23 protein-coding genes and 1 pseudogene are annotated in these 25,199 nt (G+C 69.7%); 16 read left to right on the top strand and 8 right to left on the bottom strand.

The genetic code is table 11. The features are described from left to right. Positions 1-4: 4 nt before the first annotated feature. Positions 5-4,066, bottom strand: a complete 4,062-nt coding sequence (locus PIGHUM_RS03120) for a YhdP family protein (RefSeq protein WP_124077796.1) — start codon at positions 4,064-4,066, stop codon at positions 5-7. Between the two features lie 218 nt (positions 4,067-4,284). Between PIGHUM_RS03120 and glnE the strand changes: the two genes are divergently transcribed. Beyond that, on the top strand, positions 4,285-7,080 hold the full coding sequence (glnE, locus tag PIGHUM_RS03115) for a bifunctional [glutamate--ammonia ligase]-adenylyl-L-tyrosine phosphorylase/[glutamate--ammonia-ligase] adenylyltransferase (protein ID WP_124077795.1): 2,796 nt from the start codon (positions 4,285-4,287) through the stop codon (positions 7,078-7,080). Positions 7,081-7,104: 24 nt separating this feature from the next. On the opposite strand, the gene PIGHUM_RS03110 is transcribed toward glnE, so the two are convergent. Both PIGHUM_RS03110 and PIGHUM_RS03105 read right to left on the bottom strand, forming a co-directional pair. Next, entirely contained in the window at positions 7,105-7,440 is a 336-nt protein-coding gene (locus PIGHUM_RS03110) for an AzlD domain-containing protein (RefSeq protein WP_124077794.1), read from the bottom strand. After that, positions 7,437-8,197: pseudogene (locus PIGHUM_RS03105) on the bottom strand (AzlC family ABC transporter permease). The gene PIGHUM_RS03110 and the pseudogene PIGHUM_RS03105 overlap by 4 nt, the downstream one beginning before the upstream one ends. 200 nt (positions 8,198-8,397) lie before the next feature. Between PIGHUM_RS03105 and PIGHUM_RS03100 the strand changes: the two are divergent. Genes PIGHUM_RS03100 through PIGHUM_RS03075 form a run of 6 tightly spaced genes read left to right on the top strand, consistent with a single transcriptional unit; the run spans position 8,398 to position 12,538 of the window. Next, positions 8,398-9,318, top strand: coding sequence for a branched-chain amino acid transaminase (locus PIGHUM_RS03100; protein WP_124077793.1), 921 nt, complete (start codon positions 8,398-8,400; stop codon positions 9,316-9,318). Between the two features lie 12 nt (positions 9,319-9,330). After that, positions 9,331-9,531 (top strand): zinc-finger domain-containing protein, encoded by a 201-nt coding sequence (locus PIGHUM_RS03095; protein WP_124077792.1) that lies wholly within the window; start codon positions 9,331-9,333, stop codon positions 9,529-9,531. Between the two features lies 1 nt (position 9,532). Then, on the top strand, positions 9,533-10,384 hold the full coding sequence (gene purU, locus PIGHUM_RS03090) for a formyltetrahydrofolate deformylase (protein ID WP_124077791.1): 852 nt from the start codon (positions 9,533-9,535) through the stop codon (positions 10,382-10,384). Between the two features lie 26 nt (positions 10,385-10,410). After that, positions 10,411-10,833 (top strand): nuclear transport factor 2 family protein, encoded by a 423-nt coding sequence (locus PIGHUM_RS03085; protein WP_124077845.1) that lies wholly within the window; start codon positions 10,411-10,413, stop codon positions 10,831-10,833. A gap of 21 nt (positions 10,834-10,854) precedes the next feature. Continuing rightward, positions 10,855-11,889, top strand: a complete 1,035-nt coding sequence (locus PIGHUM_RS03080) for a YheT family hydrolase (RefSeq protein ID WP_124077790.1) — start codon at positions 10,855-10,857, stop codon at positions 11,887-11,889. A 58-nt stretch (positions 11,890-11,947) separates the two neighbouring features. Beyond that, positions 11,948-12,538: a DUF2946 family protein gene (locus PIGHUM_RS03075; RefSeq protein WP_124077789.1), complete on the top strand. Its 591-nt coding sequence runs from the start codon at positions 11,948-11,950 to the stop codon at positions 12,536-12,538. Between the two features lie 13 nt (positions 12,539-12,551). Here the strand turns inward: PIGHUM_RS03075 and PIGHUM_RS03070 are convergent, their stop codons facing one another. Continuing rightward, positions 12,552-14,051, bottom strand: coding sequence for a M48 family metalloprotease (locus tag PIGHUM_RS03070; RefSeq protein ID WP_124077788.1), 1,500 nt, complete (start codon positions 14,049-14,051; stop codon positions 12,552-12,554). A 95-nt stretch (positions 14,052-14,146) separates the two neighbouring features. On the opposite strand from PIGHUM_RS03070, the gene PIGHUM_RS03065 reads away from it, so the two are divergent. Both PIGHUM_RS03065 and moaC read left to right on the top strand, forming a co-directional pair. Next, positions 14,147-15,007: a sulfurtransferase gene (locus tag PIGHUM_RS03065; RefSeq protein WP_124077787.1), complete on the top strand. Its 861-nt coding sequence runs from the start codon at positions 14,147-14,149 to the stop codon at positions 15,005-15,007. Next, the gene (moaC, locus tag PIGHUM_RS03060; RefSeq protein WP_124077844.1) at positions 15,007-15,507 is read left to right on the top strand and encodes a cyclic pyranopterin monophosphate synthase MoaC; all 501 of its coding nucleotides are present in this window, start codon (positions 15,007-15,009) and stop codon (positions 15,505-15,507) included. The genes PIGHUM_RS03065 and moaC overlap by 1 nt, the downstream gene beginning before the upstream one ends. A 7-nt stretch (positions 15,508-15,514) precedes the next feature. Here moaC and PIGHUM_RS03055 read toward each other — a convergent pair whose 3' ends face one another. The 3 genes from PIGHUM_RS03055 to pmbA form a co-directional block, all read right to left on the bottom strand. Beyond that, complete coding sequence (locus PIGHUM_RS03055) at positions 15,515-16,567, bottom strand: P1 family peptidase (RefSeq protein WP_222929204.1); 1,053 nt, start codon at positions 16,565-16,567, stop codon at positions 15,515-15,517. 55 nt (positions 16,568-16,622) lie between these two features. Beyond that, positions 16,623-17,921, bottom strand: coding sequence for an NAD(P)/FAD-dependent oxidoreductase (locus PIGHUM_RS03050; protein ID WP_124077785.1), 1,299 nt, complete (start codon positions 17,919-17,921; stop codon positions 16,623-16,625). 98 nt (positions 17,922-18,019) lie between these two features. Next, positions 18,020-19,414: a metalloprotease PmbA gene (gene pmbA, locus PIGHUM_RS03045; RefSeq protein WP_124077784.1), complete on the bottom strand. Its 1,395-nt coding sequence runs from the start codon at positions 19,412-19,414 to the stop codon at positions 18,020-18,022. Positions 19,415-19,584: 170 nt separating this feature from the next. Here pmbA and yjgA point away from each other — a divergent pair, with 170 nt between their 5' ends. The 4 genes from yjgA (at position 19,585) to PIGHUM_RS03025 (ending at position 22,174) form a co-directional block, all read left to right on the top strand. Beyond that, on the top strand, positions 19,585-20,202 hold the full coding sequence (gene yjgA / locus PIGHUM_RS03040; RefSeq protein ID WP_124077783.1) for a ribosome biogenesis factor YjgA: 618 nt from the start codon (positions 19,585-19,587) through the stop codon (positions 20,200-20,202). A 28-nt stretch (positions 20,203-20,230) separates the two neighbouring features. Continuing rightward, positions 20,231-20,881, top strand: coding sequence for a molybdopterin adenylyltransferase (gene mog, locus PIGHUM_RS03035; protein ID WP_124077782.1), 651 nt, complete (start codon positions 20,231-20,233; stop codon positions 20,879-20,881). Between the two features lie 18 nt (positions 20,882-20,899). Next, positions 20,900-21,571 (top strand): alpha/beta hydrolase, encoded by a 672-nt coding sequence (locus tag PIGHUM_RS03030; RefSeq protein WP_124077781.1) that lies wholly within the window; start codon positions 20,900-20,902, stop codon positions 21,569-21,571. 114 nt (positions 21,572-21,685) lie between these two features. Continuing rightward, the gene (locus PIGHUM_RS03025) at positions 21,686-22,174 is read left to right on the top strand and encodes a universal stress protein (protein WP_124077780.1); all 489 of its coding nucleotides are present in this window, start codon (positions 21,686-21,688) and stop codon (positions 22,172-22,174) included. 7 nt (positions 22,175-22,181) lie between these two features. Here the strand turns inward: PIGHUM_RS03025 and PIGHUM_RS03020 are convergent, their stop codons facing one another. Then, on the bottom strand, positions 22,182-23,108 hold the full coding sequence (locus PIGHUM_RS03020) for a LysR family transcriptional regulator (RefSeq protein ID WP_124077779.1): 927 nt from the start codon (positions 23,106-23,108) through the stop codon (positions 22,182-22,184). 171 nt (positions 23,109-23,279) lie between these two features. Between PIGHUM_RS03020 and PIGHUM_RS03015 the strand changes: the two genes are divergently transcribed. The 3 genes from PIGHUM_RS03015 (at position 23,280) to PIGHUM_RS03005 (ending at position 25,134) form a co-directional block, all read left to right on the top strand. Next, positions 23,280-24,227: a DedA family protein/thiosulfate sulfurtransferase GlpE gene (locus tag PIGHUM_RS03015; protein WP_124077778.1), complete on the top strand. Its 948-nt coding sequence runs from the start codon at positions 23,280-23,282 to the stop codon at positions 24,225-24,227. Beyond that, positions 24,224-24,619 carry an OsmC family protein gene (locus PIGHUM_RS03010; RefSeq protein WP_124077777.1) on the top strand — a complete coding sequence of 132 codons (396 nt, stop codon included), beginning with the start codon at positions 24,224-24,226 and terminating at the stop codon, positions 24,617-24,619. The genes PIGHUM_RS03015 and PIGHUM_RS03010 overlap by 4 nt, the downstream gene beginning before the upstream one ends. 83 nt (positions 24,620-24,702) lie before the next feature. Next, positions 24,703-25,134, top strand: coding sequence for an acyl-CoA thioesterase (locus PIGHUM_RS03005; RefSeq protein WP_124077776.1), 432 nt, complete (start codon positions 24,703-24,705; stop codon positions 25,132-25,134). Positions 25,135-25,199: the final 65 nt, after the last annotated feature.

Genomic DNA, 25,199 nt, shown 5'->3' with positions numbered 1-25,199 from the left:
GGCCCTAGCGTCCGCCCTCCCCGGTCGAATCCGGCGCGTCCACGCTCCGCCTGCCCGACCCCTGCACCTTGGCGACCTGCGGATCGCTCCAGCTGCCGCTGACCTCGTACTGGTAGGCCAGGACCTGCGATAGCGGATCCTTGAGCAGCAGCTGCGCCAGGAACACGCTCAAACCCACCGCCGGATTCACCGCCAGCCCGTACAGCAATGAGGCCGCGCCGGCGTCCAGCTTGGGCACCACCACCACGTGCAGTTTCTGGGTCTCTTTTTCGAGATCGGCATCGCCGGCGATGACCACGGTCGCGTTGACCCCGTTCATCTTGAAATCGTCGGTATGCGCGACGCCATTGGCGATGCGCGCGTGGGCCCGGATGGTGTCGTAGGCAAAGCCTTCGCTGAAGATGTCGCGGAAATCCAGCGTCACGCGGCGCGGCAGCGACTGCAGCGACAGCACGCCGAGCAGCTTGGCGATGCCGGGATCGGCCTTGAGGAACTGGCCCTTGTCGAGCGCCAGCGCGACCGTGCCCGACAGGCTGGGTATGTCCAGCGAATACGGCAGCCCGCGCCACGACACCTGGGCCGCCAGCGTGCCGGCGCCTCCCGCCATGGTGCCGCGCACGCCCATGCGCTCCAGGAACTTGCCCGCATCGGCCAGCTTGAGCACGGCATCGAGCGACATCACGCGGCGGCTGGCCGGGTGGCCGCCGGGCGCGACCTTCCAGACGCCGGTGCCGTCCAGCTCGGCCTCCGGGGTCTTGAGGCTGAGCTTGCGCAAGCGCCATTCGCGGCCGCGGTCGGAGCTTTGCGCCTGGACCTCCAGGCGGCCCAGCTCCTTGCCGAACAGTTCGACGTGCTCGGCCACCAGGTCGATTTCCGGGACCACCTCGTCCTCGGGCTCGGCATCGCCGAGGAAGCGGGCGCGGTCCTGGCCTTCGAGCCTGCCGTCGACGACCAGGCGCGACAGCCGCGCGGTCAGCCGAGTGGGCGCGGCGCCGTCCTCGGTCATGCTCCAGGCCAGTTGCCCGGCAAGCTGCGTGGACTCGACGTCGGCTCGCCATTGCGGCCCCGCTCCGGCCGGCTGTTTCACCGCATAGAGCTTGACCTTGTCGAACTGCCGGCCGTGCACCCGCAAGGACTGCGCGGCCAGGCTGATCCGGTTCAGCGGCAGTTCCGGCGCCGCCGCGGCGCCTTCGCCGCCCTTGCCCGCCATGGGGGCGAACTCGGCGGCGATCTTGCCCAATTGGTCCAGGTCCACTTCGTCGAGCTCGGCGCTCACGCCCAGGCCGGGCCCCATGATGGTGGCGGCGCGGCGGATGCCGACCGCTCCCCGGACCTGGCCCACGTCGCCGCGGTCGTCGAAATCGCGCTCCACGTGCAGATTGACCGCCGGCCCCAGGCTGCCCGCGAACCAATCCCCCTTGGACTGGCCGCGCGCCGGCGCGGTCGCGCCCCATTCCAGGCGGGACGGCCGCCGCTCTTGCGCGGTCTTGCCCAGCGGCGCGGGCAGATCGACCGACAGGCCGACCAGATCGGATTCCACCAGCAGCTCGGGCTGCCGCGCCGGCTTGATCCGCACCGTGGCCCGGTAGGCGGCATGGCCCGCGATGCGGGCCATGCCCGGCGCGTTCCACCACAGCGTCAACGCCGCGCCCTCGGCCGTGCCCTGGGCGCGCAGCTCCGAGCTGCCGTCGGCCTGCGGTCCGCCGGACAGGCGCACCGGCCCGCCCAGCGCCATGCCGCCGACATCGCGCAGCGAGATCCCATGGTTGTCGAAACCCACCACGCCCGACAGGCGCGAGAACGCCGGCACCCGCGGCATCAGGTGGAAATCGTTGCCGGCAAGCCGGACTTCGCCCTTGACCTCGACCTCTTCCTCGTGCGCATCCAGCGGGATGCGCAGGGACAAGGGCACGGTGAAATTGCCGCTGGCGCTTGCCTCGTCCAGCACGCCGTCTATCATGCGGCCCACCGGCGACCGCTTGACGAAGGCCAGGAACGCGGGCGCGGCGCCGCGCGTCTCGCCATCGATCGCCAGGCGCGGGGCGTGCTCCAGGTCGGCGATGGTGGCGCGCGTGCGGCCCAGCGCCACCGAGGTCTCGCGATCCACGCGCACACGCCCCGAACGCACATCCACGGCCATGGAGGCGCGATCGAAAACGAACTCGCCGGCCAGCTCCTCCAGCCGGGGCCAGACTCCGCCCTCGGCGAACGGCTCGGGCAGGTAGTCCAGCGTCACGTCCCGCACCTTGCCGGCGACACGGAATTCGCCGGATTTGTCATTGGCGAACGGAAAGGTATCGAGATCGCCGCGCAGGCGCACATCCACGTCCCGCGCCTGCCCCGCGAGCAGCGCCTGCCGCAGCCAGGTGCGGACGTCGTCGCCGACGACGAGGGGAATATAGAGGTGAATCTGCCTGACATCGGCGCGACCCAGGCCGCCCCGCAGGTCCAGCGTGCCGGCCGGGGACTTCCCGCGGCTGCTCCAGGTTCCGTTGAAACTGCCGCTCACGCCGCTGCGGGCGAAATCGAGGCGCTCGAGCCGCACCGTCCACGAGCCGTCCTCCTGCCGCGCCGCCGCCGCGCCGGCCTGCAGCGTGTCCATGGGCAGGTCGGGCGCGGCGAAGACGCCCGGAAAGCTCAGCACCGCGTTCCGCGCATCGATGTCCACGCGCCCGCCGCGCGCGTCGGCCTCCAGCGTGCCGCTCAGGTTGGAAAAACCCGGGCGCTGCGGATGTTCGCCGTCGTTGACGGCCGGCTCGGGCGCCGCCGCGATGGACAGCCCGGAGAACGCCGCCTTGGCCTGGAAATCCTCGGGCCGGTCCGGCGCGCCCCGCCAGGCCAGGTGCAGCGTCTCGATGCGGCCCTGCGGCCGCAGCTTGGCCAGCATGGCGCGCTGGGCTTCGGACAAGGGCAGGCGGTCGGCCAATCGCCGTCCGGCGTCCAGGTCCACGCCCGCCGCATCCAGCTCGGTCGCGGCCGCCTCGCCCGCCCGTCCCGGCCGCCAGGCCGCGCGCAGGACGGTGGGCGCCAGCACCAGGCCGTCGTCGGTGCTGGCCTGCAGGCCGGTCACGTCCAGGCGGTATCCGCCATCGGCGGCCACGACGCTGGCGCGGCCCGACGCCTGCGCCACCCCCAGTACCGGCAGTCCGTCCACCAACTGCAGCCGCGCCTCGTCCAAGGCCGCATCGACCGTGCCCGAGCGCAGCTTGCCGCGATCGTAGGTGAGCCAGGCGCGCATGGCGCCCGAGCCCGCCTGCGGCCGGCCCGGCAGGTCCACCCAGCGCTGCCAGCCGGCAAGCTCGGCATGGCCCGTATCCAGGTAGAGCGAACCTTGCCAGGAAGCGGGATCGGAAGCGTCGAGCGTGAACCAGCGGTGGGTGAACTCGGCCCTTGCGTCCAGGCCGGCCCCCAGCTCGGCGGGCGGCTGCGCGCGCAACGCGGCGCGGTGGCGCAGGCCGGCGTTCTGCATCACGAATACGGCATTGTCGAAAACCAGGGGGGGCGCGCCGCGCCGTTCATCGGTCCACCGCACCTGCGCCCCGCGGATCACGATCTCGCGCTGGGCCAGCAGCCATTTGAGCCCGGCGCGCGAATCGCCTCCCGCTCCCGGATCGAAAGGCAGGCCGGCGACCCAGTAGCGGCCGGCCGCGTCGCGCCGGATGTCGAACCGGGGGGCTTCCAGCTGCAGGCGCAAGGTGCGCGGCGCGAACGCCAGCAGGCTGCGCCACGACAGAATGGCCGAGACCCTGGGCAGTTCCAGTCCGGGCTGACCGGCCGGCCCTCGGACCTGGACCGCCGACAGTTCCAGGCTGGGATGCAGTCCGCGCCATTCGGCGTCGATCCGCCCGATGTTGACGGCGGTCCCCAGCGCCTGGCCGACCATGCGCTCGATGGCCGGCCGGTACTCGTCGATGTTCGGCAGGACTGCATAGCGCAGCGCCACGAGCGCCACGGCCAGCAGGAAGTAGACGCCCAGCACCAGCCACAGCAGGGGTCTGACGACGACGCGATAGAGGGAAGACAGGTCGATGCGCACGAAAAAGAGGAAAGCTCCCGCGGAGGACATGTTCCCCGCACGGTCGAGTCGGGGCGGCGGGCCGCGAAGATGGCGGTAAATCGAGAAATCGCAAGCTTATACCGGCCAGCTTGTCTTATGCTGGCTGCTGCACAAAACTCCTGCGTGGCTATCATTCTGTTACGCACTGCCACAAGAAAATCCCTCACGCGGCATCGCCGCCCCGAACGCGCTTCCGCTTCGGGCGTCCCGGCAGCAAAATACCCGCCATGACCGACACGACGATCCTCGCCCCCGCGCTTTCCTGGTCCGGCCACCTGCGCCGCCGCATCGACGGCCGCCCGGAATACGGCGCCTGGCTCGCCGAGGCGGCCGCGGCGCCGGTCGATGCCGCCCGCCTGCAGGCCTGGTTCGACGAACTGCGCTCGGCCCGCCCGGCCGCGCCCGCGCCGCAGCCGCTGGCGGTAGCCGACTGCCGCGCGGTGCTGCGCCAGTTGCGCGAGCGGGTGTTCTGCGCCGCCATGGTCCGCGACCTCGCCGGCCTGGCGCCGCTGGAGGAAATCGTCGGCGCCATGACCCGGCTGGCCGATCTCGCGGTCGAGCAGGCCTACCGCAGCATCGCCGCGGAACTGGCCGAAGTCCACGGCATCCCGCGCGAGGCGGCCTCCGGCCTGCCCCAGGAGATGCTGATCGTCGGCATGGGCAAACTGGGCGGCGAGGAACTCAACGTCTCTTCGGACATCGACTTGGTCATGCTGTACGGCGACGAGGGCGAGACCGACGGACGCCGCCCCATTTCCCACCACGAGTTCTACGGCCGGCTCACGCGCCGCATGATGCCGGTCATTTCCGAGATCGACGCCGATGGCCACGTGTTCCGCACCGACCTGCGCCTGAGGCCCGACGGCGATGCCGGCCCGCTGGCCTGGAGCCTGGACGCCTTCGAGAACTACCTGGTTTCGCAAGGGCGCGAATGGGAGCGCTATGCCTGGCTCAAGGGCCGCCGCATCGAAGCGCGCGCCTTCGAAGGCAGCGACCCCGCCGGCCAGGCGGCGCAGCTCGAAGCCCTGCGCCAGCCTTTCGTCTACCGCAAGTATTTCGATTTCGACGCCCTGGCGGCGCTGCGCGCACTGCGCGAACGCATACGCGAAGACTGGAACCGGCGCGCCTTCAGCGGCACCGGCGCGGAGGCCACCCAGGCCGACAACATCAAGCTCGGGGAAGGCGGCATCCGCGAGGTCGAGTTCGTCGTGCAACTCTCGCAGCTGATACGCGGCGGCCGCATGCCCTCCCTGCGCGTGCGCGGGCTGCTGGCCGCGCTGCACGCCGAGCGCGAAGCAGGCCTGGTCCAGCCCGCCGAGGCCGAGCGCCTGGAGCAGGCCTACCGTTTCCTGCGCCGCGTCGAACACGCGCTGCAATACCGCGAAGACCAGCAGACCCACCTGCTGCCGCAGGATCCCGGCCGCCGCGCGGAACTGGCGGACGCGCTGGGCTTTGCCGACGCAGCCGATTTCGAACGCACGCTCGGCCAGCACCGCGAATTCGTCGAGGCCACCTTCCGCGGCGTATTCGGCCAGGGCGAGGCGGATGCGTCGGCCCCCGCCCGCGCCTCGGCCGCCGCCGACCCCGAAGACCTGCTGGTCGAACGCATCCGCGCCGCCCTGCCGGCCGCGGCCGACGAATTACTGCCGCGCGCGCGGGCGCTGCTCGACAGCCCGCGCATACGCAGCCTGCCCGACAACAGCCGGCGCCGGCTGGCCGCCCTGCTGCCCGCCGCGGTGGACGCCTGCGCCGGCACCAAGGCCCCCGCCGCCGCGCTCGTCCGCATGTTCGGCCTGATCGAACACATCGCCCAGCGCAGCGCCTACATGGCGCTGCTGGCCGAGTATCCCGACACCCTGGCGCGCGTGGCGCGCATCTTCGCCGCCAGCGACTGGGCCGCGGGCTACCTCACCCGCCACCCGCTGCTACTGGACGAACTGCTCGAATGGCACACGCTGCTGACGCCGCCCGACCTGCCCGAGCTGGCGCGCAAGCTCGGCGAGGACCTCGACGCCTGCGTCATCGCGGGCACCGGCACGCCCGACGTCGAACGCCAGATGAACCTGATGCGCGACGTGCAGCGCCAGTGGGGCTTCCAGCTGCTCGCGCAGGATCTCGAAGGGCAGTTGACGGTCGAGCGGCTGGGCGACTACCTGTCCATGATCGCCGACGTCATGCTGGAGGAAACGCTCAAGCGCGTCTGGTTCAATCTTTCCAAGGACCAGGGCCGCACGCCCGCGCGCTTCGCCGTCATCGCCTACGGCAAGCATGGCGGAAAGGAGCTGGGCTACGCCTCCGACCTGGACCTGGTCTTCCTGTATGAGGACCCGCGCGAGGATGCCGGCGAGATCTACGCCCGCTTCGGCCAGCGCATCCTGTCCTGGCTGGGCTCGATGACCGCCTCGGGCCGCCTGTACGAAGTCGATCTGCGCCTGCGCCCCGACGGGCAGGCGGGGTTGATGGTCATCTCTACCGAAGCCTTCGAGCGCTACCAGAAGGAGCACGCCTGGCCCTGGGAGCACCAGGCCATCACGCGCGCGCGCTTCGCCGCCGGCGACCCCGGGATCGGCCGCCGCTTCGAACAGATACGCCGCGACGTGCTGCTGATGCCGCGCGACGCGCAGGCGCTGGCGGGCGAAGTGATAGGCATGCGCCGCAAGATCGGCGAAGGCCACCCCAACCGTTCGCCCGACTTCGACATCAAGCACGACCCCGGCGGCATGGTGGACGTCGAGTTCATCACGCAGTACCTCGTGCTGCTGCATGCGCGCGAGCACGAGATCCTGGTGCAGAACCTCGGCAACATCGCGCTGCTGCGCCTTGCGGGCGAAGCCGGCCTGATCCCGGCCGACCTGGCGCAGCGCGTCGGCGACGCCTACCGGACCCTGCGCCGCGAGCAGCACGCGCTGCGGCTGCAGGACGCCGAAAAGGCGCGGGTGCCGCAAGAAGCGCTGGCAGCCGAGCGCGCGGCGGTCATCGAACTATGGGAAACCGTGCTGGGGCCGCGCGCGCAGGCGGAGTAGGAGCAGGCTCGGGAGCCGGATCCCTTAGCCGGCGAGCCAGCGCAGCAGCCAGAGCACGATCATGCCGGATGCGATCATCGCAATGGTGTTGCGCGTGACCACCATCACGATCACCGCCACCAGCGCGGCCACGGCGCGCCAGTCCAAGACCGGTCCCTGCCCCTGCACCCACGGCAGCAGATCCGGGACGATCACCGCCGACAGCGCAGCGGCGGGGGCGTAGCGCAATGCGCGCCGCACGCCCTCGGGCAGCGGCACGTTGTCGCCCAGCAAGAGGAAGCCGGCGCGGGTGATCAAGGTGCAGGCGGCCAGCGCAATGATGCACAGCCAGACGTAGAGCGAATCGGAAACGGGATTCATGCCCGATCCTCCCGCGCCCGGCGGCGCGCCAATGCGTTCTCCGCCGCGACGCCGGCCCAGACTCCGGCCGCCACGGCCAGGATCAGCCCCAGGCGCAGCGGCAGCGGCTGGCCCGCCCAGCCCGCCAGCGCCGCGGCGCCGACCGCGGCCACCACCGGCCAGCTCGCCACCATGGGCACCACGATGGCGGTCAGCGCCAGCACGGCGGCGAACTCCAGCGACCATGCTTGCGGCACCACGCCGCCCAGCAGGATGCCGGCGATGGAACTGACCTGCCAGGTCACCCAGTTGCCCGCGGCCGCGCCCACGAAGAAACGGATTTGCACGGGCGTGCCCTTGGCGGGGGCATCGCCGTGGCGCGGCATGAACAGCACGAAGCCGATGTCGCTGGTCAGGTAGCCCAGCAGCAGCCTGCGCCAGCGCGAGAAATGCCGGAAATAGGGATGCAGCGCCGCGGCGAAGATGATGAAACGCAGGTTCACCGCGCACCCGGCGGCGAACACCAGCCATACCGGCGCACCGGCGGCCATCAGCGGCAGCGCGGCGAGCTGGGCCGAGCCCGCGTAGACCAGCAGCGTCATGATCAGCGCCAGCCATGGGGACAGGCCGATCTTGACCATCGCGACCCCGCTCACCAGCCCCACACCGCGATGGCGATGGTGGTCGGCCCGAGCGCACGCACACCGTCGGCGAAGGCGGCTCGCAGTTCCTGCCGGGACGGCACGGCGCCGCCGGACGGGGTGGGAAGCGTGGACATAGGGGAAAACCGGGCCGGACCGGCCCGCTGCGCGAGCGGACCTCGGGAAGGAGTACAGTTATGGTTTACAGCTATTGTAAGTGAAAACCCGAATCTTCCCAGGCACGGGATCGATCGGCGGGCGCCTGCGTGCCGCCGCTTCGTCGCAGCGCCCTGTCGCAGATTGGTACAATATCTGGTTCATTTCGGAGATCCTAATCATGTCGATGTCAGACCGCGACGGCTTCATCTGGTACGACGGCAAGCTCGTGCCCTGGCGTGAAGCCAATACCCACGTGCTCACCCACTCTCTGCACTACGGGTTGGCGGTATTCGAGGGTGTACGCGCCTACAAGACCGACCTCGGCACATCGATTTTCCGGCTCAAAGAGCACACCGAGCGCCTGCTCAACTCCGCCCGCATCTACCAGATGGCCGTTCCGTACGACAAGGAAGCCCTGGTGGAAGCGCAGAAGGAAGTGGTGCGCGCCAACAAGCTGGAATCCTGCTACCTGCGCCCGATCGCGTTCTACGGCTCCGAAAAGATGGGCGTTTCGCCCAAGGGCGCCAAGGTCCACGTGGCCGTGGCCGCCTGGGAATGGGGCGCCTACCTGGGCGCCGAGGCCCTGCAGAAGGGCATCCGCGTCAAGACCTCGTCCTTCGCCCGCCACCACGTCAACGTGACGATGCCGCGCGCCAAGCTGGCCTCGACCTACGCCAACTCCATCCTGGCCAACCTCGAAGCCACCGAAGACGGCTACGACGAAGCCCTGCTGCTCGACACCGAAGGCTTCGTGGCCGAAGGCTCGGGCGAGAACATCTTCCTGGTCAAGGACGGCGTGCTGGTCGAACCGGAAATCGCCTCGGCCCTGACCGGCATCACGCGCTCCACCATCCACAGCCTGGCCGCCGACCTCGGCATCAAGGTCGTCACCAAGCGCGTGACCCGCGACGACGTCTACATCGCCGACGAAGCCTTTTTCACCGGCACCGCGGCCGAAGTCACGCCCATCCGCGAACTGGATCGCCGCGTCATCGGCGCCGGCCAGTGCGGCCCCGTCACGGCGCGCCTGCAGCAGGCCTACTTCGACCTGGTGGCCGGCCGCAACGCCAAGTACGGCCACTGGCTGACCCAGGTCTGAGCGGGGCACGCCATGACGACGACCGCAACCTCGAGCGAGCTCATCGAAATCGACGCCAGCGAGCTGCCGCTCGCCTGTCCCGGCCCGCGCACCCCGCTCTGGAACATGCACCCCAAGGTGTTCCTCGACGTCGCGACCACCGGGGCGGCCAAGTGCCCCTACTGCGGCACCGAATACCGCTTGAAGGCCGGCGCCAAAGTCATTGGACACTGATGTGCAGAACGACTACATCCTGACGCTTGCCTGCCCCGATACGACCGGCATCGTGTATCACGTGTCGGGGTTCCTGTTCGAGCGCGGCTGCAACATCCTCGACTCGCAGCAGTTCGGCGACGAAGCCACGCAACTGTTCTTCCTGCGCGTGCATTTCTCGGTGCCGGAAGGCATGGGCGCCGAGGCGGTGCGGGCGGAGTTCGCGCCGCTGGCCGAGCGTTTTTCCATGCAGTGGCAGATCCGCGATCCGCACAAGCGCGCCCGCGTGCTGCTGATGGTCAGCAAGCACGGCCATTGCCTGAACGACCTGCTGTTCCGCGCCAAGAGCGGCCAGTTGCCGATCGACATTCCCGCGGTGGTATCCAACCACCCCGACTTCGCGCTGCTGTCGGCCTCGTACGGCGTGCCGTTCTACCACCTGCCGGTCGCGCAGGGCGGCAAGGAGCAGCAGGAACGCCAGGTCCTGCAGATCGCGGAGCGCGAGAACGTCGACCTGGTCGTTCTGGCGCGCTACATGCAGATTCTTTCGCCCGAGATGTGCCGCGCGCTGGCCGGCAAGGCCATCAACATCCACCACAGCTTCCTGCCCAGCTTCAAGGGCGCGCGCCCCTATTACCAGGCGCACGAACGCGGCGTGAAGCTGATCGGCGCGACCGCGCACTACGTGACCCCGGACCTGGACGAAGGCCCGATCATCGAGCAGGACATCGCCCGCGTGGATCACAGCATGTCGCCGGAGACCCTGACCCAGGTCGGCCGCGACGTGGAATGCCTGGTGCTGGCCCGCGCCGTGCGGTGGCACGTGGAGCATCGCATCCTGTTGAACGGCCACAAGACGATCGTGTTCGCATAATGGCGCTCAAGTCCCGCGGCGCGACGCTGTTCGCCACCTCCGAAGAAGCGGAACAGGCTTTCTACGAAGCCCTGGAACAGGGCGACCTCGCCCAGTTGATGGCAGTGTGGGCGGATGACGAAGACATCGTCTGCATCCACCCCGGCGGCCCGCGGCTGATCGGCCACGGCGCCGTGCAGGAGTCCTGGCGCGAGATCCTCGCCAATTCGGCCGTGCCGATACGGCCCACGCGCATCCACATCATGCAAAGCATGATGGGTTCGGTCCACACGGTGGTCGAACAGCTCATGGTCGATACCTCCCAGGGCAAGCAGGTCGTCAACTGCTATGCAACCAATGTCTTCCACAAGGGTCCTACCGGCTGGCGCATGGTGTTGCACCATTCGTCGCAAGCTCCTGCGGACCTCGGCCCGGCCGAATTGCAGGATATCCCCGATCTCCTGCATTGAACCGCCGCCGACAGACGCCGCATGCCCGCCTACCTGGATACGACGCCCTGCCCCACTCCCGCTTGGTTGCCCGAAGGACATAGCCAGACCATCTACGCCGCCCGCTGGGCGTCGCATCATCGCACCTCGTTCCGGCGCGAACGGGTGGACACGCCCGATGGCGACTTCATCGATTTCGACTGGACGGCCCCCGGGATCGGCGCGCGCGCCGAGGCCGGCCCCGAACTGTTCGCGCAGTTGCGGGACGCGGCAGCGCCCGGCCCCGGACTGGTGCTGTTCCACGGACTGGAAGGCAGCAGCGCGAGCCACTACGCCCAGGCGATCTCGCAGTATTTCCGAGCCCGCGGCTGGACGGTGGTGGTGCCGCATTTTCGCGGCTGCTCCGGAGAGCCCAACCGGCTGCCGCGCGCCTATCATTCGGGCGACTCCGCCGACGTCGGCTTCATGCTGGATACCGTGCGCCAGCGCCTGCCCCACCTGCACTGGCACGCCGCGGGCGTGTCGCTGGGCGGCAACGCGCTGCTCAAGCACCTGGGCGAGGCCGGCAGTTCCGCCGGCTGGCTGACGGCCGCGGCCGGCGTCTCCGCGCCGCTGGACCTGATGGTGGGCGGCCGCGTGCTGGGAACGGGGCTGATCAATCGACGCATCTACACCCACATGTTCCTGCGCACGCTCAAGTCCAAGACCCTGCAGAAAGCGCAGCGCTTTCCCGGCACCATAGACGTGCTGCGCGTGGCCCACGCCCGCGACCTGTACGAATTCGACGACGCCTACACCGCGCCCACGCATGGATTCCGCGACGTCGACGACTACTGGACGCGCGCTTCCAGCAAACCGCTGCTGGTCGACATCGCCATCCCCACACTGGTGCTGAACGCGCGCAACGATCCCTTCCTGCCGGGCCGCTACCTGCCCGGCCCCACCCAGGCCGCCAACAGCGTCGTGCTGCACCAGCCGGCCCAGGGCGGCCATGCGGGCTTTCCCAGCGGCCGTTTCCCCGGCACGCTGAACTGGCTGCCGCAGCGGCTGGCCGACTTCTTCCGGACCGGGGTATAAATAACCGGATCGCTTGTCCGTCGGGAGCGATTCCCGCTTCAATGGAGTTCGTGCGCTCATGGATGAGGAAGTACTCGCGGCGATGGCGCGCTGGCCCGATGTGCCGGACGCGCACGGCTGGCTGTCGCTGGATGCGCGCGGGCGCTGGCGCCTGCACCCCGAAGGCGATGCCGGCGCAGGCGGCCCGGGCACGTCCATCTCCAACCCGGGCATCCTCGCTTTCATAGCCCGCAACTACAGCCACGACGACCAGGGCCGCTGGTTCTTCCAGAACGGCCCGCAGCGCGTTTTCGCCAGGCTGGACGCCGCGCCGCTGATCCTTCGCCAGGACGACGCCGCAGGAAGCCTGATCACCCACACCGGCAAACCCGTTACGCAAGTGAGCCGCTGGGCCCTGGACGACCGGCACCGCCTCTATGCCGTCACCGAGCATGGCCCCGCCATGGTGGAGGACCGCTATCTCGCCGACGTCCTGGATCGCCTTCGCACCCCCGCCGGCCAGCCCTTGCTGGATCATCCACCCGCCTGGCTGACCGACGATACCGCCCCCGCCACGCCGGTCGAGGTCGTCTACCCACCCGTCGGCTCCACTCCCGTACCCTTCATCCCCCTGCGAGAACCCGCCTCCCAAGCGCTCGGCTGGTGTTGAGATTGCCCCTCCCCTACCCTCCGAAGCGCTTCAATAGGTCCCGCTCTTCCCGCTCCCGGCGCTGCAGCTCGCGCACCTTGGCGTCGATCTGCGACTGCTCGTAGAAATCCTTGGATGCGGAGCGCGCCTGCTGGAGTTGCTCCACGGCCGCCGGCAGCGCGCCGGTCATCGCGTAGAACTCGGCCATGTTGCGCCGCTCTTCCACCGCCCGGCCCAGCCTCGAATAGCTGGTGGCGGCCATCTGGTAGAAGCGCGGTTCGTCGCCCCACTTGAGCGTCTGTTCCTTCAGGAAATCCACCACCTCGGCATGGCGCCCCGCACGCTGCAGCGATTCGGCCACGGCCAGCGCAAGCGCGCGCTGCTCGGGCCAGCGCGCATAGGCATCGCGCGCCAGGGTCACGGCCTGGTTCGCATCGTTGCGCGCCAGGGCCAGATCGACCGCCAGGCGGGCCAGCATGAAATGCGAGCGGGCCCCCGAGGTCGCGGCCTGGTAGGCCTCCTCGGCCTTGGCGAAGTTGCGCTGGCGCATCCAGCCGATGGCCGCGCCGTAATAGGCGGCGGCGCGCTCGATTCCCTCGGTTTCGGCCGCGCGGCTTTCGAAATACCGGATGGCGTCCAGGGCCTCCTGGCCGCTGGCGGCCTGCAGCATGCGCATCTTGGCGCGCACGAAATAATAGTCCTGCGAGTTGGCCTTGTCGTGGATGGCGACCGAGCGGGCCCGGTTCTGCATGTCGGACATGCGCTCGATAGACAAAGGGTGGGTGCGCGTAAAAGCCTGGCTGGTGCTCTCGTTCAGGCCCGAGGTCTGCATCAGCCGGCCGAAGAACGAGGCCATGCCGTTGACGTTGTAGCCGGCGCCCTCGAGCATCTGGAAGCCGGTGCGGTCGGCCTCGCGTTCGGCGCCGCGCGAAAACCCGAGCTGCGAATTGATCGCGGCGGCCTGGCCGAACGCCAGCGCGGCTTCGGGGGCCTGCGAGTTGCCGCGCGCCGCCACCAGCGCGGCCAGCAGCGCCGCGACCATGATCAGGGTGTCCTGCTTCTGCTGGACCATGCCGCGCGCGATGTGGCGCTGCACGACGTGGCCGATTTCGTGCGCCATCACGCCGGCTAGCTCGGATTCATTCTGCGTGGCCACCACCAGGCCGGTATGCACGCCGATATAGCCGCCCGGCATCGCGAACGCGTTGATGGAGGAGTCGCGCACCGGGAAGATGCGGATCTCGGGTGTGTCGGCGGGCGCCTTGGCCGACAATTGCTGCGCGATGCCGGTCAGGTACTGGGTCAGCTCGGCGTCGTCGACATAGGTCGGATCGCGGCGCGCCTCGACCATGATCGCGTCGCCCAGCCGCTGCTCCAGCCTGGGAGACAGCTCCTGCGCGGCGGAATCGCCCAGGTCGGGCAAGCCGACGGGCTGGGCCGGGGCCAGGGCGGGAACGAAGGCGGACAGCAGGGCCGGCAGTATCAGCGCGGCGGCCTTGCCGCGCAGCGACGGAAAGCGGTCGGGATTCGGCATACCGGTATGATAGCCAGCTTGGGCGGCAGGTTCCCGGTGCGGCCGCCCAGGGTGCCGCCGCAAGCCGCCATCCGGCAAGAGATACAGGACATGCCATGCGCTTTACCACGCTGATTTCCCCGCAGGCGCTGCATGCGCTGCAACAATCGGAAACGCCTCCGCTCGTCTGCAATGTTTCCTTCGACCTCGCCGACCCGGACGCCGGCGAACGCGCCCATGCCGCGAGCCATCTGCCCGGCGCGGTCTACGTCCATCTCGACCGCGATCTGAGCGGCGCCAAGACCGGCGCCAATGGCCGCCACCCCCTGCCCGCGCGAGCGGACTTCGCCGCGGCCATGGCGCGCCTGGGCGCGGACGACCGCACCCAGGTGGTGTGCTACGACAATGCCGGCGGCGCCATGGCGGCCCGCCTGTGGTGGCTGCTGCGCTGGGCCGGCCACGCCGACGCCGCGGTGCTGGACGGCGGCCTGCAGGCCTGGGAAGCGGCGGGGTTGCCGCTGGAATCCGGCGCCGCCGCCCCGCGCGGCCCCGCCGCGTTCACCTCGAGGCCCTCGCTCGTCGAGACCGTGGATTACGACGCCATGCTGGCCAACCTCTCGGCCGCCGATCCCCGGCCGGTGCTCGATGCCCGCGCACCCGACCGCTTCCGCGGCGAGAACGAAACGCTGGACGCCGTCGGCGGCCACATTCCGGGCGCGACCAACCGCTTCCTGCGCAACAACCTCGAAGCCGACGGACGCTTCAAGCAGCCCGAACAACTCCGCGCGGAATTTACCGCGCTGCTGGGCACGGCGGATGCGCGGCGCGCCGTCAGCCAGTGCGGCTCGGGCGTCACCGCCTGCCACAACCTGCTGGCGCTGGAAGTCGCCGGACTGCCCGGCGCCGCGCTCTACCCCGGCTCGTGGAGCGAATGGAGCAGCCGCGAGGGCTCGCCCATCGCCACCGGAGAACGATGATGCCGCAATCGCCGCTGACCCATTTCGATGCCGCCGGCCAGGCCCACATGGTGGACGTGGGCGCCAAGCCCGCCACCGCCCGTGTCGCCGTCGCCGACGGCGCGATACGCATGCAGCCGTCTACCCTGGCGCTGATCCGCGCAGGCAGTGCGAAGAAAGGCGACGTGCTGGGCATCGCCCGCATCGCCGCCATCATGGCCGCCAAGAAAACCGCCGACCTCATCCCCCTCTGCCACCCCATCCCGCTCACCCACGTGGCCTGCGATTTCACCCTGGACGAAGCGGCCGGCACGGTGCATTGCACCGTGCGCGCAGAGACCGTGGGCGGCACCGGCGTCGAAATGGAAGCGCTGACCGCCGTCAACGTCGCGCTGCTGACCATTTACGACATGTGTAAAGCGGCCGACCGGGGGATGGTCATGACGGACGTCCGGTTGCTGGAGAAGAAAGGCGGCAAGTCGGGCCACTGGATCGCTCCCGGCAGCCCGGCGGACGCCTGACCGTTCCCTACAAACTCGACCACGCCGGCGTCGTCATCCGCTCGGGCGTCGACGCGCTGTACACCCCGCGCGCGATGGCGCGCGCCAGCACGTCGGCGGCCAGGGCGCCCAGGCGGCAGATGATGAAGGGGCGCGGATCGACCGGGCCGTCGATCACCGGGGCCTCGCGCCGGGCGGTGGAGATGGCGAACACGGTGTCGCCGTCGAAGGGCGCGTGGATGGGACGGATGGCGCGCGCCAGGCCGTCCTGGGCCATGGTGGCGACGCGCTGCAGTTCGTCGGGCGTCAAGGCCACGTCGGTGGCGATGCAGGCGATGGTGGTGTTGGCGCGCGGCTGCGGATCGAGCTTGGCCCATTCCCAGGTCTCGCCTTCGGCGCGCGTGTCGGCCGGACCCAGGCCGCCGAACTCGTCGCCGATCTCGAAAGCGCCGGCCCAGAAGCGCCGGCTGCGCGGCGCGACCACGGAACCGAAGCTGTTGCAGGCGACGATGGCGCCGACGGTCATGCCGTCGTGGGTGACGTAGGATGCCGAGCCCAATCCGCCCTTGAGCGCGCCGGCGGAAGCGCCGAAGCCCGCGCCGTGGGTGCCGAGCTCGAATGCCTCGTCGGCCTCGCGGGCGGCCTGCATGGCGAGCGCGCGATAGGGGGGAGATTCGCCCCACTGCTTGTCGCCGCCATTGGCAAGGTCGTACAGCACGGCGGTCGGCACGATGGGCGAAGGCGGCACGCCGGGCTGGTGCAGCAGCGTAAAGCCGCGCCCTTGCGCGCCCAGCCAGGCGGCCACGCCATCGCCGCTGGCCAGCCCGTAGACCGATCCGCCCGACAGCACGATGGCATCGACCGAGCGCACCAGGTTGGAGGCGCCCAGGGTCTCGGTCTCGCGCGTGCCCGGACCGCCGCCGCGTATGTCCACCGCGGCGGCGGCGCGTTCATCGGGCAGGATCACGGTGACGCCGGTGCAGGCGTCCGGCTCGCTGGCTTGTCCGACGCGCAGGCCCGCGACGTCGGTGATCAGGTTGCGTGCGCCGGGACGGCCGGAAGTTGCGTCGTTGCGATCCATGCTGGGCTCCATCGCTGTATGGGATGGGCGCTATTGTAAAGAGCCTGCGCGCGGCTCAGTGCAGCTTGACGCGGGGCTGGGAACGCCTGTCCAGCACCCGGCTCAGCGAACGCAGGCTCGCCCCCCACCAGCCCAGCACCGCGGCATAGTGCGACCAGTGCGTGCCCGCATACATGAGCCGCGCGGCCCAGCCTTCGACCAGCAGTTTGCGGCCGGACAGCTTGCCCATCAGGCTGCCCACGCCTTCGGCATGGCCGATGGAGACCAGCGAGCCGAAGTCGCGGAAGCGGAACGGCGGCGCCGTATCGGGCTTGCCGAGCAGCCTGTCCGTCAGCACGCTCGCCAGATAGGAAGCCTGCTGGTGCGCGGCCTGGGCGCGCGCCGGCACCGTCTTGCCGGTCTCGCGCCACGGCGCGGCGGCGCAATCGCCCAGCGCGTAAATGGCGGGATCGGCCGTGCGCAAGCGGTCGTCGACCTGGATCTGCTGCACGCCGTTCAGTTCCAGCCCGAGCTGCGCCAATAGCGGCGGGGCCTTGATGCCGGCCGCCCAGACACACAGGTCGGCATCGAACACCTGGCCCTGCGCCACCACGGTATGCCGCGTGACCTCCGACACACGGCAATCGGTCACGACCCGCACGCCGCGCTCGGCCAGGAGTTCCTGGGCGGCCTGCGAGACCCGTTCGGGCAAGGGCCCGAGTATGCGCGGACCGCCTTCGATCAGCGTGATGCGCAAATCCTGCGGACGCGTGCCCGGTAGCCCGTAGGCGGAAATGGTGCGGGCCGCCTCGTGCAGTTCGGCCGCCAGTTCGACGCCGGTGGCGCCGCCGCCGACGATGACCACGTTCACCGCGGACGGCTCCGACTCGCCGCTCATGGCCCGCGCCATGGCCTTGAGCAATTCGAGCCGGAAATGCTCGGCGGCATCGGTGGTGTCGAGCGAGATGGCATAGGCTTCGGCGCCCGGCGTGTTGAAGAAATTGCCCAGGCTGCCGACCGCCAGCACCAGCGTGCCGTAGCCGACGCGGCGCTCGGGGAGAATGGCTTCGCCCTCGGCATCGCGCACGGCGTCCACCGCCAGTTCCCGCGCCTGGCGATCCACGCCGGTGGCGGTTCCCAGCACGAAGCGGAAACCGTTGTTGTGCGCCAGCATGGCGTAGGAGAGGCCTTCGCGGTGGATGTCCAGCGTGCCCGCCGCCACTTCATGCAGCGAGGGTTTCCAGATGTGGAACGGCACGGCATCGACCAGCGTGACGTGGTCGGGCCCGTGGCGGCGGCCCAGGCGGACGGCCAGTTCGAGGCCTCCCGCCCCGCCGCCGGCGATGACGATGCGATGCGCTGCTCCTGGCTTCATAACTCCTCCGTACGAGCCGGCGCCGCATGGGCGCGGACGGTTGAGCGGACCCCGACGGAATGCCCCGAAGCCCGCGCCGCGGCGGACCTGCCGGAAGCTCAGGTACCCGCGATCGACATTTCGGGCAGCAGGATGGAGCCGGTGGTCTTGGTGCCGCGGGTAAGCGTGTCGGCGCCTACCGCGACCAGTCCGCCGAACATGTCCTTCAGGTTGCCTGCGATGGTGATCTCTTGCACGGCATGCCGGATCTCGCCATTCTCGACCCAGTAGCCGAACGCGCCGCGCGAATAGTCGCCGGTCACGTAATTGACGCCCTGCCCGATCAGTTCGGTCACGAGCAGGCCGGTGCCGAGCTTGCGCAGCATGGCGCGGAAATCGTCGCCGCGGCGCGTGAGCCGGGACGCCAGCGTGAGGTTGTGCGAGCCGCCGGCATTGCCGGTCGTGGCCATGCCCAGCTTGCGCGCGGTGTAGCTGGACAGGAAGTAGCCCTGCACCGCGCCCGCGTCGATGACCTTGCGCGCCTGCGTGCGCACGCCTTCGTCGTCGAACGCCGCGCTGCCCTGCGCGCCCTGGATGGCCGGGTCTTCGAGCACGTCGATGTGTCCGGGGAAGATCTGCCGTCCCAGGCTGTCGAGCAGGAAGCTCGACTTGCGGTAGAGCGCGCCGCCGCTGAGCGCCTGGGTCAGCGAGCCCAGCAGGCCGCAGGCCAGCGGCGCCTCGAACAGCACCGGGTACTTGCCGGTGCGGATGCGCCGGGCCGACAGGCGCGACAGCGCCCGCTCGGCCGCATAGCGCCCGACGCGGGCCGGGTCGGCCAGCTTGCGCCAGTCGCGGTCGCTGCTGTACCAGTCGTCGCGCTGCATGTTGCTGCCGCGCCCGGCGATGGGCGAGACCGACAGCGAATGGCGCGAATAGGGATAGCCGTTCAGGAACCCGCGGGTATTACCCATCACGAAGTGGCCTTCGTAGGACGAGACCGAGGCGCCGTCGGAGTTGGCGATGCGCCTGTCGGTGGCCATGGCCGCCGCTTCGGCCTGCAGCGCCAGTTCGGCGGCTTCCTCGGCCGGCAGGCTCCAGGGATGGTAGAGATCCAGGTCGGGGAACTCGGTGGCCAGCAGCTCCGCATCGGGCAGGCCGGCGGCGGGATCCTCGGCCGTATGGCGGGCGATGTGGTAGGCCGCCTGCACGGTGTCGCGCAGCGCCTGGCCGGAGAAATCGGAGGTCGAGGCCGAGCCGCGCCGCTGGCCCACGTAGACGGTCACGTCCAGCGAGCGGTCGCGGGTCTGCTCGACCGTTTCCAGCGCACCCCGGCGCACGGTCACCGCCAGCCCCTGGCTTTCGGACACCTCCGCCGCGGCGTCGGTCGCGCCGGCCTGCCTGGCCTCGCCGAGCACCTGCTCGATCAGGCCGCGGAAGACCGCCTGGTCGATGGTCCGTCCGGGGCGGACGGGGGCGGAAGCGGACGATTTCCTGCGGGACGGGGTGGTGGCCATGAACGGTCGGTCTATGCGTGAAGGCGAGCCTGTATGATAGCCCACCCCTTGTATGCACGGCCGGCCCGCCAGGCCCGGCGGACGCACCCGCGGCGGTTTGCGCCGGCGCCGCGCGCTGCCCGCGCAACGGCGGCACAATAGTGTTTGCCGCCAATTGGAATAGCCCTTCTATGTCTCGCTCCAAACGCACCCCTTCGGCATCCATTCCGGTGCTCGACGCCGGCGACCCGGACGATCCCCGGCCGCCCAGCAAATCGCAGCTCAAGCGGCAGATGACTGCGCTGCAGGAGCTGGGCGAACGCCTGGTGACGCTGCCCAAGGACAAGCTCAAGCAATTGCCGCTGGCCGAGCGCCTCTACGAAGCCGTGCGCGAAGCGCAGCGCATCACCTCGCACGAAGGCAAGCGGCGCCAGCTGCAATACGTCGGCAAGCTGATGCGCGACACGCACGTGGAGCCCATCCAGGCCATGCTGGCCAAATGGGAAGGCGACTCGATGGAAGAAATCGCGGCTTTCCACCAGCTCGAGCTGTGGCGCGACCGGCTGCTGGCCGACGACGAGCAATTCACCGCTTTCATGAACCTGTATCCGCATGCCGATGCGCAGCCGCTGCGCGCGCTGATCCGCGCCGCGCGCAAGGAACACGCCGCCAACGCCGCGCTGCTGCCCGGCCACGAGCCGCAGCGCAAACACTTCCGCGCGCTGTTCCAGGAAATCAAGCGGCTGCAGGCGGCCGCTTCCGGCACGGCCCCCGCGGCCGCCCCCGACGATGAGGACGAGGACGACTGACCCGCCTCCCTACCGACCGAGCACGACTATGACGACTTCCTCCCGGCGCCTGGTGCGCCGACATCCCGACGAACTGCTCTGCGGCCTGGTATCGATCAGCGACCGGGCCTCGCGCGGGGTCTATGCCGACGAAGGCGTCCCGGCGCTGCGCACCTGGCTGGGCGGCGCGCTGCGCACGCCCGTGCACTTCGAGGAACGGCTGATCGCCGACGACGCGCCGACGATTTCCGCCACGCTGGCGGAGCTGTGCGACGAACTCGGCTGCGACCTGATCCTGACCACCGGCGGCACCGGCCCGGCGCGCCGCGACGTCACGCCCGAAGCCACGCTGGCCGTGGCGACCAAGGAAATGCCCGGTTTCGGCGAACAGATGCGCCAGATCTCGCTGCGCTTCGTCCCCACGGCCATCCTGTCGCGCCAGGTCGCGGTGATACGCGAACGCGGCGCCGGCGAGGCCGATGGCGCCGCGCTGATCGTCAACCTGCCCGGCCAGCCCAAGGCCATACGCGAAACCCTGGAGGGCCTGCGCGAGGCCGACGGCACACTGGCCGTACCGGGCATCTTCGCCGCCGTGCCCTATTGCATCCAGCTCATCGGCGGCCCCTACGTCGAGACCGACGCCGCCGTCTGCAAGGCCTTCCGCCCCAAGGCCGCGATCCGGCCCGCCGCCGGCGCCTGACTCTATCCGGAGACCACCATGACCGACATCCTGCTCGACTGCGTCGAGATCGAAACCGGCCCCCTCCCCACACGCGCGGTGATCTGGCTGCACGGCCTGGGTGCCGACGGCCACGACTTCGAACCCATCGTGCCGGAACTCGACCTGCGCGGCCTGCCCGCGATCCGCTTCGTGTTCCCGCATGCCTCGGTACGGCCCGTCACGATCAATGGCGGCATGGCGATGCGCGCCTGGTACGACATCGTCGTGGCCGACCTGGTCCGGCGCGAGGACGATGCCGGCATCCGCGCTTCGCAGCGCCAGGTCGCGGCCCTGATCGCGCGCGAGAACCAGCGCGGCGTCGCCAGCGAGCACATCGTGCTGGCCGGCTTCTCGCAAGGCTGCGCGATGACGCTGCAGGCCGGCCTGCGCCATCCCGAGCGCCTGGCCGGACTGGTGGCGCTGTCGGGCTACCTGCCGCTGGCGGCCACGCTCGACGCCGAGCGCAACCCGGCCAACGCCGCCACCCCCATTTTCATGGGCCACGGCACGGCCGACCCGGTGGTGGCCCCGGAACGCGCCGCCGCCTCGCGCGATGCGCTGCGGCAAATGGGCTACCCCGTGGAGTGGCACGACTACCCCATGCCCCACTCGGTGTGCGCGCCGGAGGTGGCCGACATCGCCGCCTTCCTGCGCAAGACTCTGGCTTGATCCGGATCAAGACACGCGCATGCCAGATGTGGTGTACTTTGCATATGGAAGAGCGTCGGCGCGCAGCGCCGGCCTCCGGACGATCGGCTTCGTGATTCCCAAGGAGAAAACGCGATGTTCAAGAAAATCCTGATCCCCACCGACGGATCGCCGCTGTCCGCGCAGGCCGCCAACGCAGGCGTCAGCTTCGCGCGTTCGGTCAACGCAGAAATCGTGGCGCTGCACGTCACCCAGCCGTTCGCGGCCACGATCGGCTTCGACGGCATGGCCGCCGCCTACGCCATCACCGACGACGCCTACGAAAAGGCTTCCGCCGAACAGGCCGCCAAGTATCTCGATGCCGTGGCCAGCCGCGCAGAAACGGCCGGCGTCGCCAGCACCTCGCTGTCGGTCTCCAATTTCAACGTCGCCGACGGCATCGTGCAGGCCGCCGCCGAGACCGGCTGCGACCTGATCTTCATCGGCAGCCACGGCCGCAGCGGCCTGTCGCGCCTGCTGCTGGGCAGCGTCACCGCCAAGGTGCTGTCGCTGGCCCACACCGCTGTGCTGGTCTACCGCGTCCGGGAAGAGAAGAAGAAGGACAAGGAAAAAGCCGAAGGCTGAGCGCCGCTCAGCGTGCCGCGCCCTGGTCCTCGACCACGTCGCGCAGGCACGCGAGCGCCGCATCCACCGCGGCCGGCCGCAACGCATCGTTGCGCCAATACATCGACACCGACCCGAAACCGGCCAGCCGCAGCGGCACGATGCGCACGGCGTTCAGGCTCGCCAGCCGCAGCGCCGCCCGGTGCGAGGCCACGCCCACCATGTCGCTGTGGGCCAGCATGGTGACGTTGAGCGTCGCCGAATTCGACTCCACGTAGTCGGGCGGGATTTCCCGCCGCGCCTCGGCCAGCGCCGCATCCAGCGTGGTGCGGATCGGAGTGCCCTGAGGCCAGACGATCCAGCGGTAGCGCATCATCTCGTCCCAGTCCGGGGCGGACAGTTCGAACAGCGGATGCCCCGGCCGGGCCACGAAGTGGATGGGCTCGGCGTACAGCGTCTCGGAACGGATGGCCGGATCGTGCAATTCGGGTGCCGACCGGCCTACCACGATGTCCAGGTCGCCGTTGGCCAGCCGTCCGATCAGGTTGTCCATGGTGCTTTCCACCATGCGTATCCGCGCCTGCGGCATGCGCTGCAGCAAAGCCAGCATGGCCAGCGGCACTGTATCGGGCGCCGACGCGCCGGAAGCGCCGATCAATATCTGGCCGCTGCCGCCCTGGCGCATCGCCTCCATCTCGCTGTGAGCCCGATCGAGCTGAGTCTCGAGGCGGCGGGCATGGGCGATCAGCGCCTCGCCATAATGGGTGGGCCGCAGGCCGCGCGCATGGCGCTCGAACAGCGGCAGGCCGATGTCGTCTTCCAGCTCGCGCAGCCATTTCGACAGCGCCGGCTGGGTCGTGTTGAGCATCGCAGCCGCGTGGCTGATATTGCGGGTCTGCGCCAGGCCGAGCAACATCTGGAGGTTGCGCAGCCGCAGTCGGTGGGTCCAGTCCATGGTGGGAAGCCATATCCGGCCGGATATGGAAAGCTGCGGGAAAGGGAATTGTGCAGCATATCCCGCTCCGTGACGGCGGACAAATCCCTCCCTGCCGGCGGCGGGCTTGCCATAAGCGCCGAATGGCCCCATCGTCCATATACAGGGTTGTCTACGCGCACGAGGAACGCTTTGGAAGACTTGCAGACCTTGCTGGTGCTCTACGGGGCCTGGCTGATTTTCGCCAACGTACTGCTGGAACAGGCCGGCCTGCCCATTCCCGCCTATCCGCTGCTGGTGATGGCCGGCGCGCTGGCGGCTGCGGGCGAGGTCGCTTGGCCCGGCATCGCTGCGGCCGCGATCATCGCCTGCCTGCTCGCCGACAGCGCCTGGTATCTGGCCGGCCGCCGCTATGGCGGCCGGCTGCTGCGCACCGTCTGCCGCGTCTCGCTGTCGCCGGACTCCTGCATCCGGCAGACCCAGCGCCAATACCTGCGGGCCGGCCCGCGCCTGCTGCTGGTCGCCAAGTTCCTGCCTGGGGCGGGCGCGCTGACCACCGTCATGGCCGGCTTCACCCGGGTGCCTTACCGGGTGTTCTCCGGCTACGAGATCGCCGGCTCGATCATCTGGGCCGGGTCGGCCGTGCTGCTCGGCGCGCTGTTCCACGAACTGGTCGGCGACATTCTGCAGGCCATCGCCGACTACGGCCGGGTGGGCCTCCTGTTCGTGGGCGTGCTGCTCGCCCTGTACGTGCTGTACCGGCTGCTGCAGCGCTGGCGCATCGCCCGCTTCCTGGGCCAGATCCCGCGCCTGCCCGTAAACGAATTGGCGGCCTGGCGCAACGAAGGCCGCAAGGCGGTGCTGCTGGACGTCCGGCCCGATCCGGCCGATCCGCTGCCCGGCGCCATCGCCGTCGATCTGCACGACCCGGTGGACGAACTGGACCTCGGGCCGGAAGATACCGACATCGTGGTCTACTGCGCCTGCCCGAACGAAATCTCGGCGGCGCTGCTGGCCATGCGGCTGCGCGCGGCCGGCTATCCCAACACCTGGGCGCTGCAAGGCGGACACGACGCCTGGCAAGCCTACCGCGAGCATCCCGATACCGTTTTGCCGTCCCCTGTCACGGAGCACCCATGAGCATACGCATCCAACCCGGCGCCGCCGGAACCCTGCGCTATACCGTCGAAGCATCCGGCCATGCGCTGCCGCTGGACATGCCCGCCCCCAAAGGCGAAGGCCCGTCGCCGCACGACTACTTCGACTCCGCGCTGGGCGGGTGCAAGGCCTTGACGCTGATGGTCTACGCGCAAAGCCGACAGATCCCGCTGGAAGGCGTGGACGTCGCGGTAGAACGCGACGACAAGGACGAACGGCGCGGCGAGTACAGGCTGTCGGTGCGCCTGTCGCTGATCGGCCGGTTGAGCGACGAACAGGTGCAGGAACTGCACGCGGTCGCCGACAAGTGCCCGGTCCACAAGCTGATGACATCGACCGCGGTAACCATCTCCAGCACGGTCGAACGGGCCTGAGCGCCGCAGGCCGGTGCCGGCTGTCCCTCACTCCCGGGCGAAGGGCAGCTTGCGCGCGGCAGCCGTCCAATCGAGGAAATCGCATGCGAACCACCCATGTCGTGCCGGTAGAGATCGGCTTCAAACACTGCGATCCGGCCGGCATCGTGTTCTATCCCCGCTACGTGGAGATATTCAACGATACCGTCGAACACTGGCTCAAGCACGGCATCGGCGCCAGCTTCGCCAGCCTGCATGACGAGCGCCGCATCGCCATGCCCATCGTCAACCTGCAAGTGGATTTTCTCGCTCCCAGCCGGCTGGGCGAGGAGCTCGCCGCCGAACTCGCCGTCGAGGACGTGGGCCGCAGCTCGCTGAAGCTCGCCATCGAACTGCGCAGCGCGGGCGCGGCAGGCGAGCCGCGCGTGCGCGCGCGGCTGGTGCCCGTGTTCGTCGACATGCAGACCATGCGGCCCATCGCCGTGCCGGACGACATACGCGCCGCCCTCGTCGCGCGGCAGTTCTGGCAGCAGTGAATAGGCGCGGCCCCGGATCATGGAATACCCTAGGGTGACGGGATTTTTATCCAGTTCTTTCCTAG

This window comes from Pigmentiphaga humi, from assembly GCF_900606115.1.
GTDB lineage: Bacteria > Pseudomonadota > Gammaproteobacteria > Burkholderiales > Burkholderiaceae_B > Pigmentiphaga > Pigmentiphaga humi.
The sequence above is the reverse complement of the archived record's forward strand: the minus strand, read 5'-3'. Positions and strand labels throughout refer to the sequence as shown.

Excerpts from the sequence above, each read along its gene's own strand:
- PIGHUM_RS03120 (WP_124077796.1), bottom strand. The coding sequence starts at position 4,066 with ATGTCCTCCGCGGGAGCTTTCCTCTTTTTCGTGCGCATCGACCTGTCT.
- glnE (WP_124077795.1), top strand. The coding sequence starts at position 4,285 with ATGACCGACACGACGATCCTCGCCCCCGCGCTTTCCTGGTCCGGCCAC.
- PIGHUM_RS03110 (WP_124077794.1), bottom strand. The coding sequence starts at position 7,440 with ATGAATCCCGTTTCCGATTCGCTCTACGTCTGGCTGTGCATCATTGCG.
- PIGHUM_RS03100 (WP_124077793.1), top strand. The coding sequence starts at position 8,398 with ATGTCGATGTCAGACCGCGACGGCTTCATCTGGTACGACGGCAAGCTC.
- PIGHUM_RS03095 (WP_124077792.1), top strand. The coding sequence starts at position 9,331 with ATGACGACGACCGCAACCTCGAGCGAGCTCATCGAAATCGACGCCAGC.
- PIGHUM_RS03080 (WP_124077790.1), top strand. The coding sequence starts at position 10,855 with ATGCCCGCCTACCTGGATACGACGCCCTGCCCCACTCCCGCTTGGTTG.
- PIGHUM_RS03075 (WP_124077789.1), top strand. The coding sequence starts at position 11,948 with ATGGATGAGGAAGTACTCGCGGCGATGGCGCGCTGGCCCGATGTGCCG.
- PIGHUM_RS03070 (WP_124077788.1), bottom strand. The coding sequence starts at position 14,051 with ATGCCGAATCCCGACCGCTTTCCGTCGCTGCGCGGCAAGGCCGCCGCG.
- PIGHUM_RS03065 (WP_124077787.1), top strand. The coding sequence starts at position 14,147 with ATGCGCTTTACCACGCTGATTTCCCCGCAGGCGCTGCATGCGCTGCAA.
- moaC (WP_124077844.1), top strand. The coding sequence starts at position 15,007 with ATGCCGCAATCGCCGCTGACCCATTTCGATGCCGCCGGCCAGGCCCAC.
- PIGHUM_RS03055 (WP_222929204.1), bottom strand. The coding sequence starts at position 16,567 with ATGGATCGCAACGACGCAACTTCCGGCCGTCCCGGCGCACGCAACCTG.
- PIGHUM_RS03050 (WP_124077785.1), bottom strand. The coding sequence starts at position 17,921 with ATGAAGCCAGGAGCAGCGCATCGCATCGTCATCGCCGGCGGCGGGGCG.
- pmbA (WP_124077784.1), bottom strand. The coding sequence starts at position 19,414 with ATGGCCACCACCCCGTCCCGCAGGAAATCGTCCGCTTCCGCCCCCGTC.
- yjgA (WP_124077783.1), top strand. The coding sequence starts at position 19,585 with ATGTCTCGCTCCAAACGCACCCCTTCGGCATCCATTCCGGTGCTCGAC.
- mog (WP_124077782.1), top strand. The coding sequence starts at position 20,231 with ATGACGACTTCCTCCCGGCGCCTGGTGCGCCGACATCCCGACGAACTG.
- PIGHUM_RS03030 (WP_124077781.1), top strand. The coding sequence starts at position 20,900 with ATGACCGACATCCTGCTCGACTGCGTCGAGATCGAAACCGGCCCCCTC.
- PIGHUM_RS03025 (WP_124077780.1), top strand. The coding sequence starts at position 21,686 with ATGTTCAAGAAAATCCTGATCCCCACCGACGGATCGCCGCTGTCCGCG.
- PIGHUM_RS03020 (WP_124077779.1), bottom strand. The coding sequence starts at position 23,108 with ATGGACTGGACCCACCGACTGCGGCTGCGCAACCTCCAGATGTTGCTC.
- PIGHUM_RS03010 (WP_124077777.1), top strand. The coding sequence starts at position 24,224 with ATGAGCATACGCATCCAACCCGGCGCCGCCGGAACCCTGCGCTATACC.
- PIGHUM_RS03005 (WP_124077776.1), top strand. The coding sequence starts at position 24,703 with ATGCGAACCACCCATGTCGTGCCGGTAGAGATCGGCTTCAAACACTGC.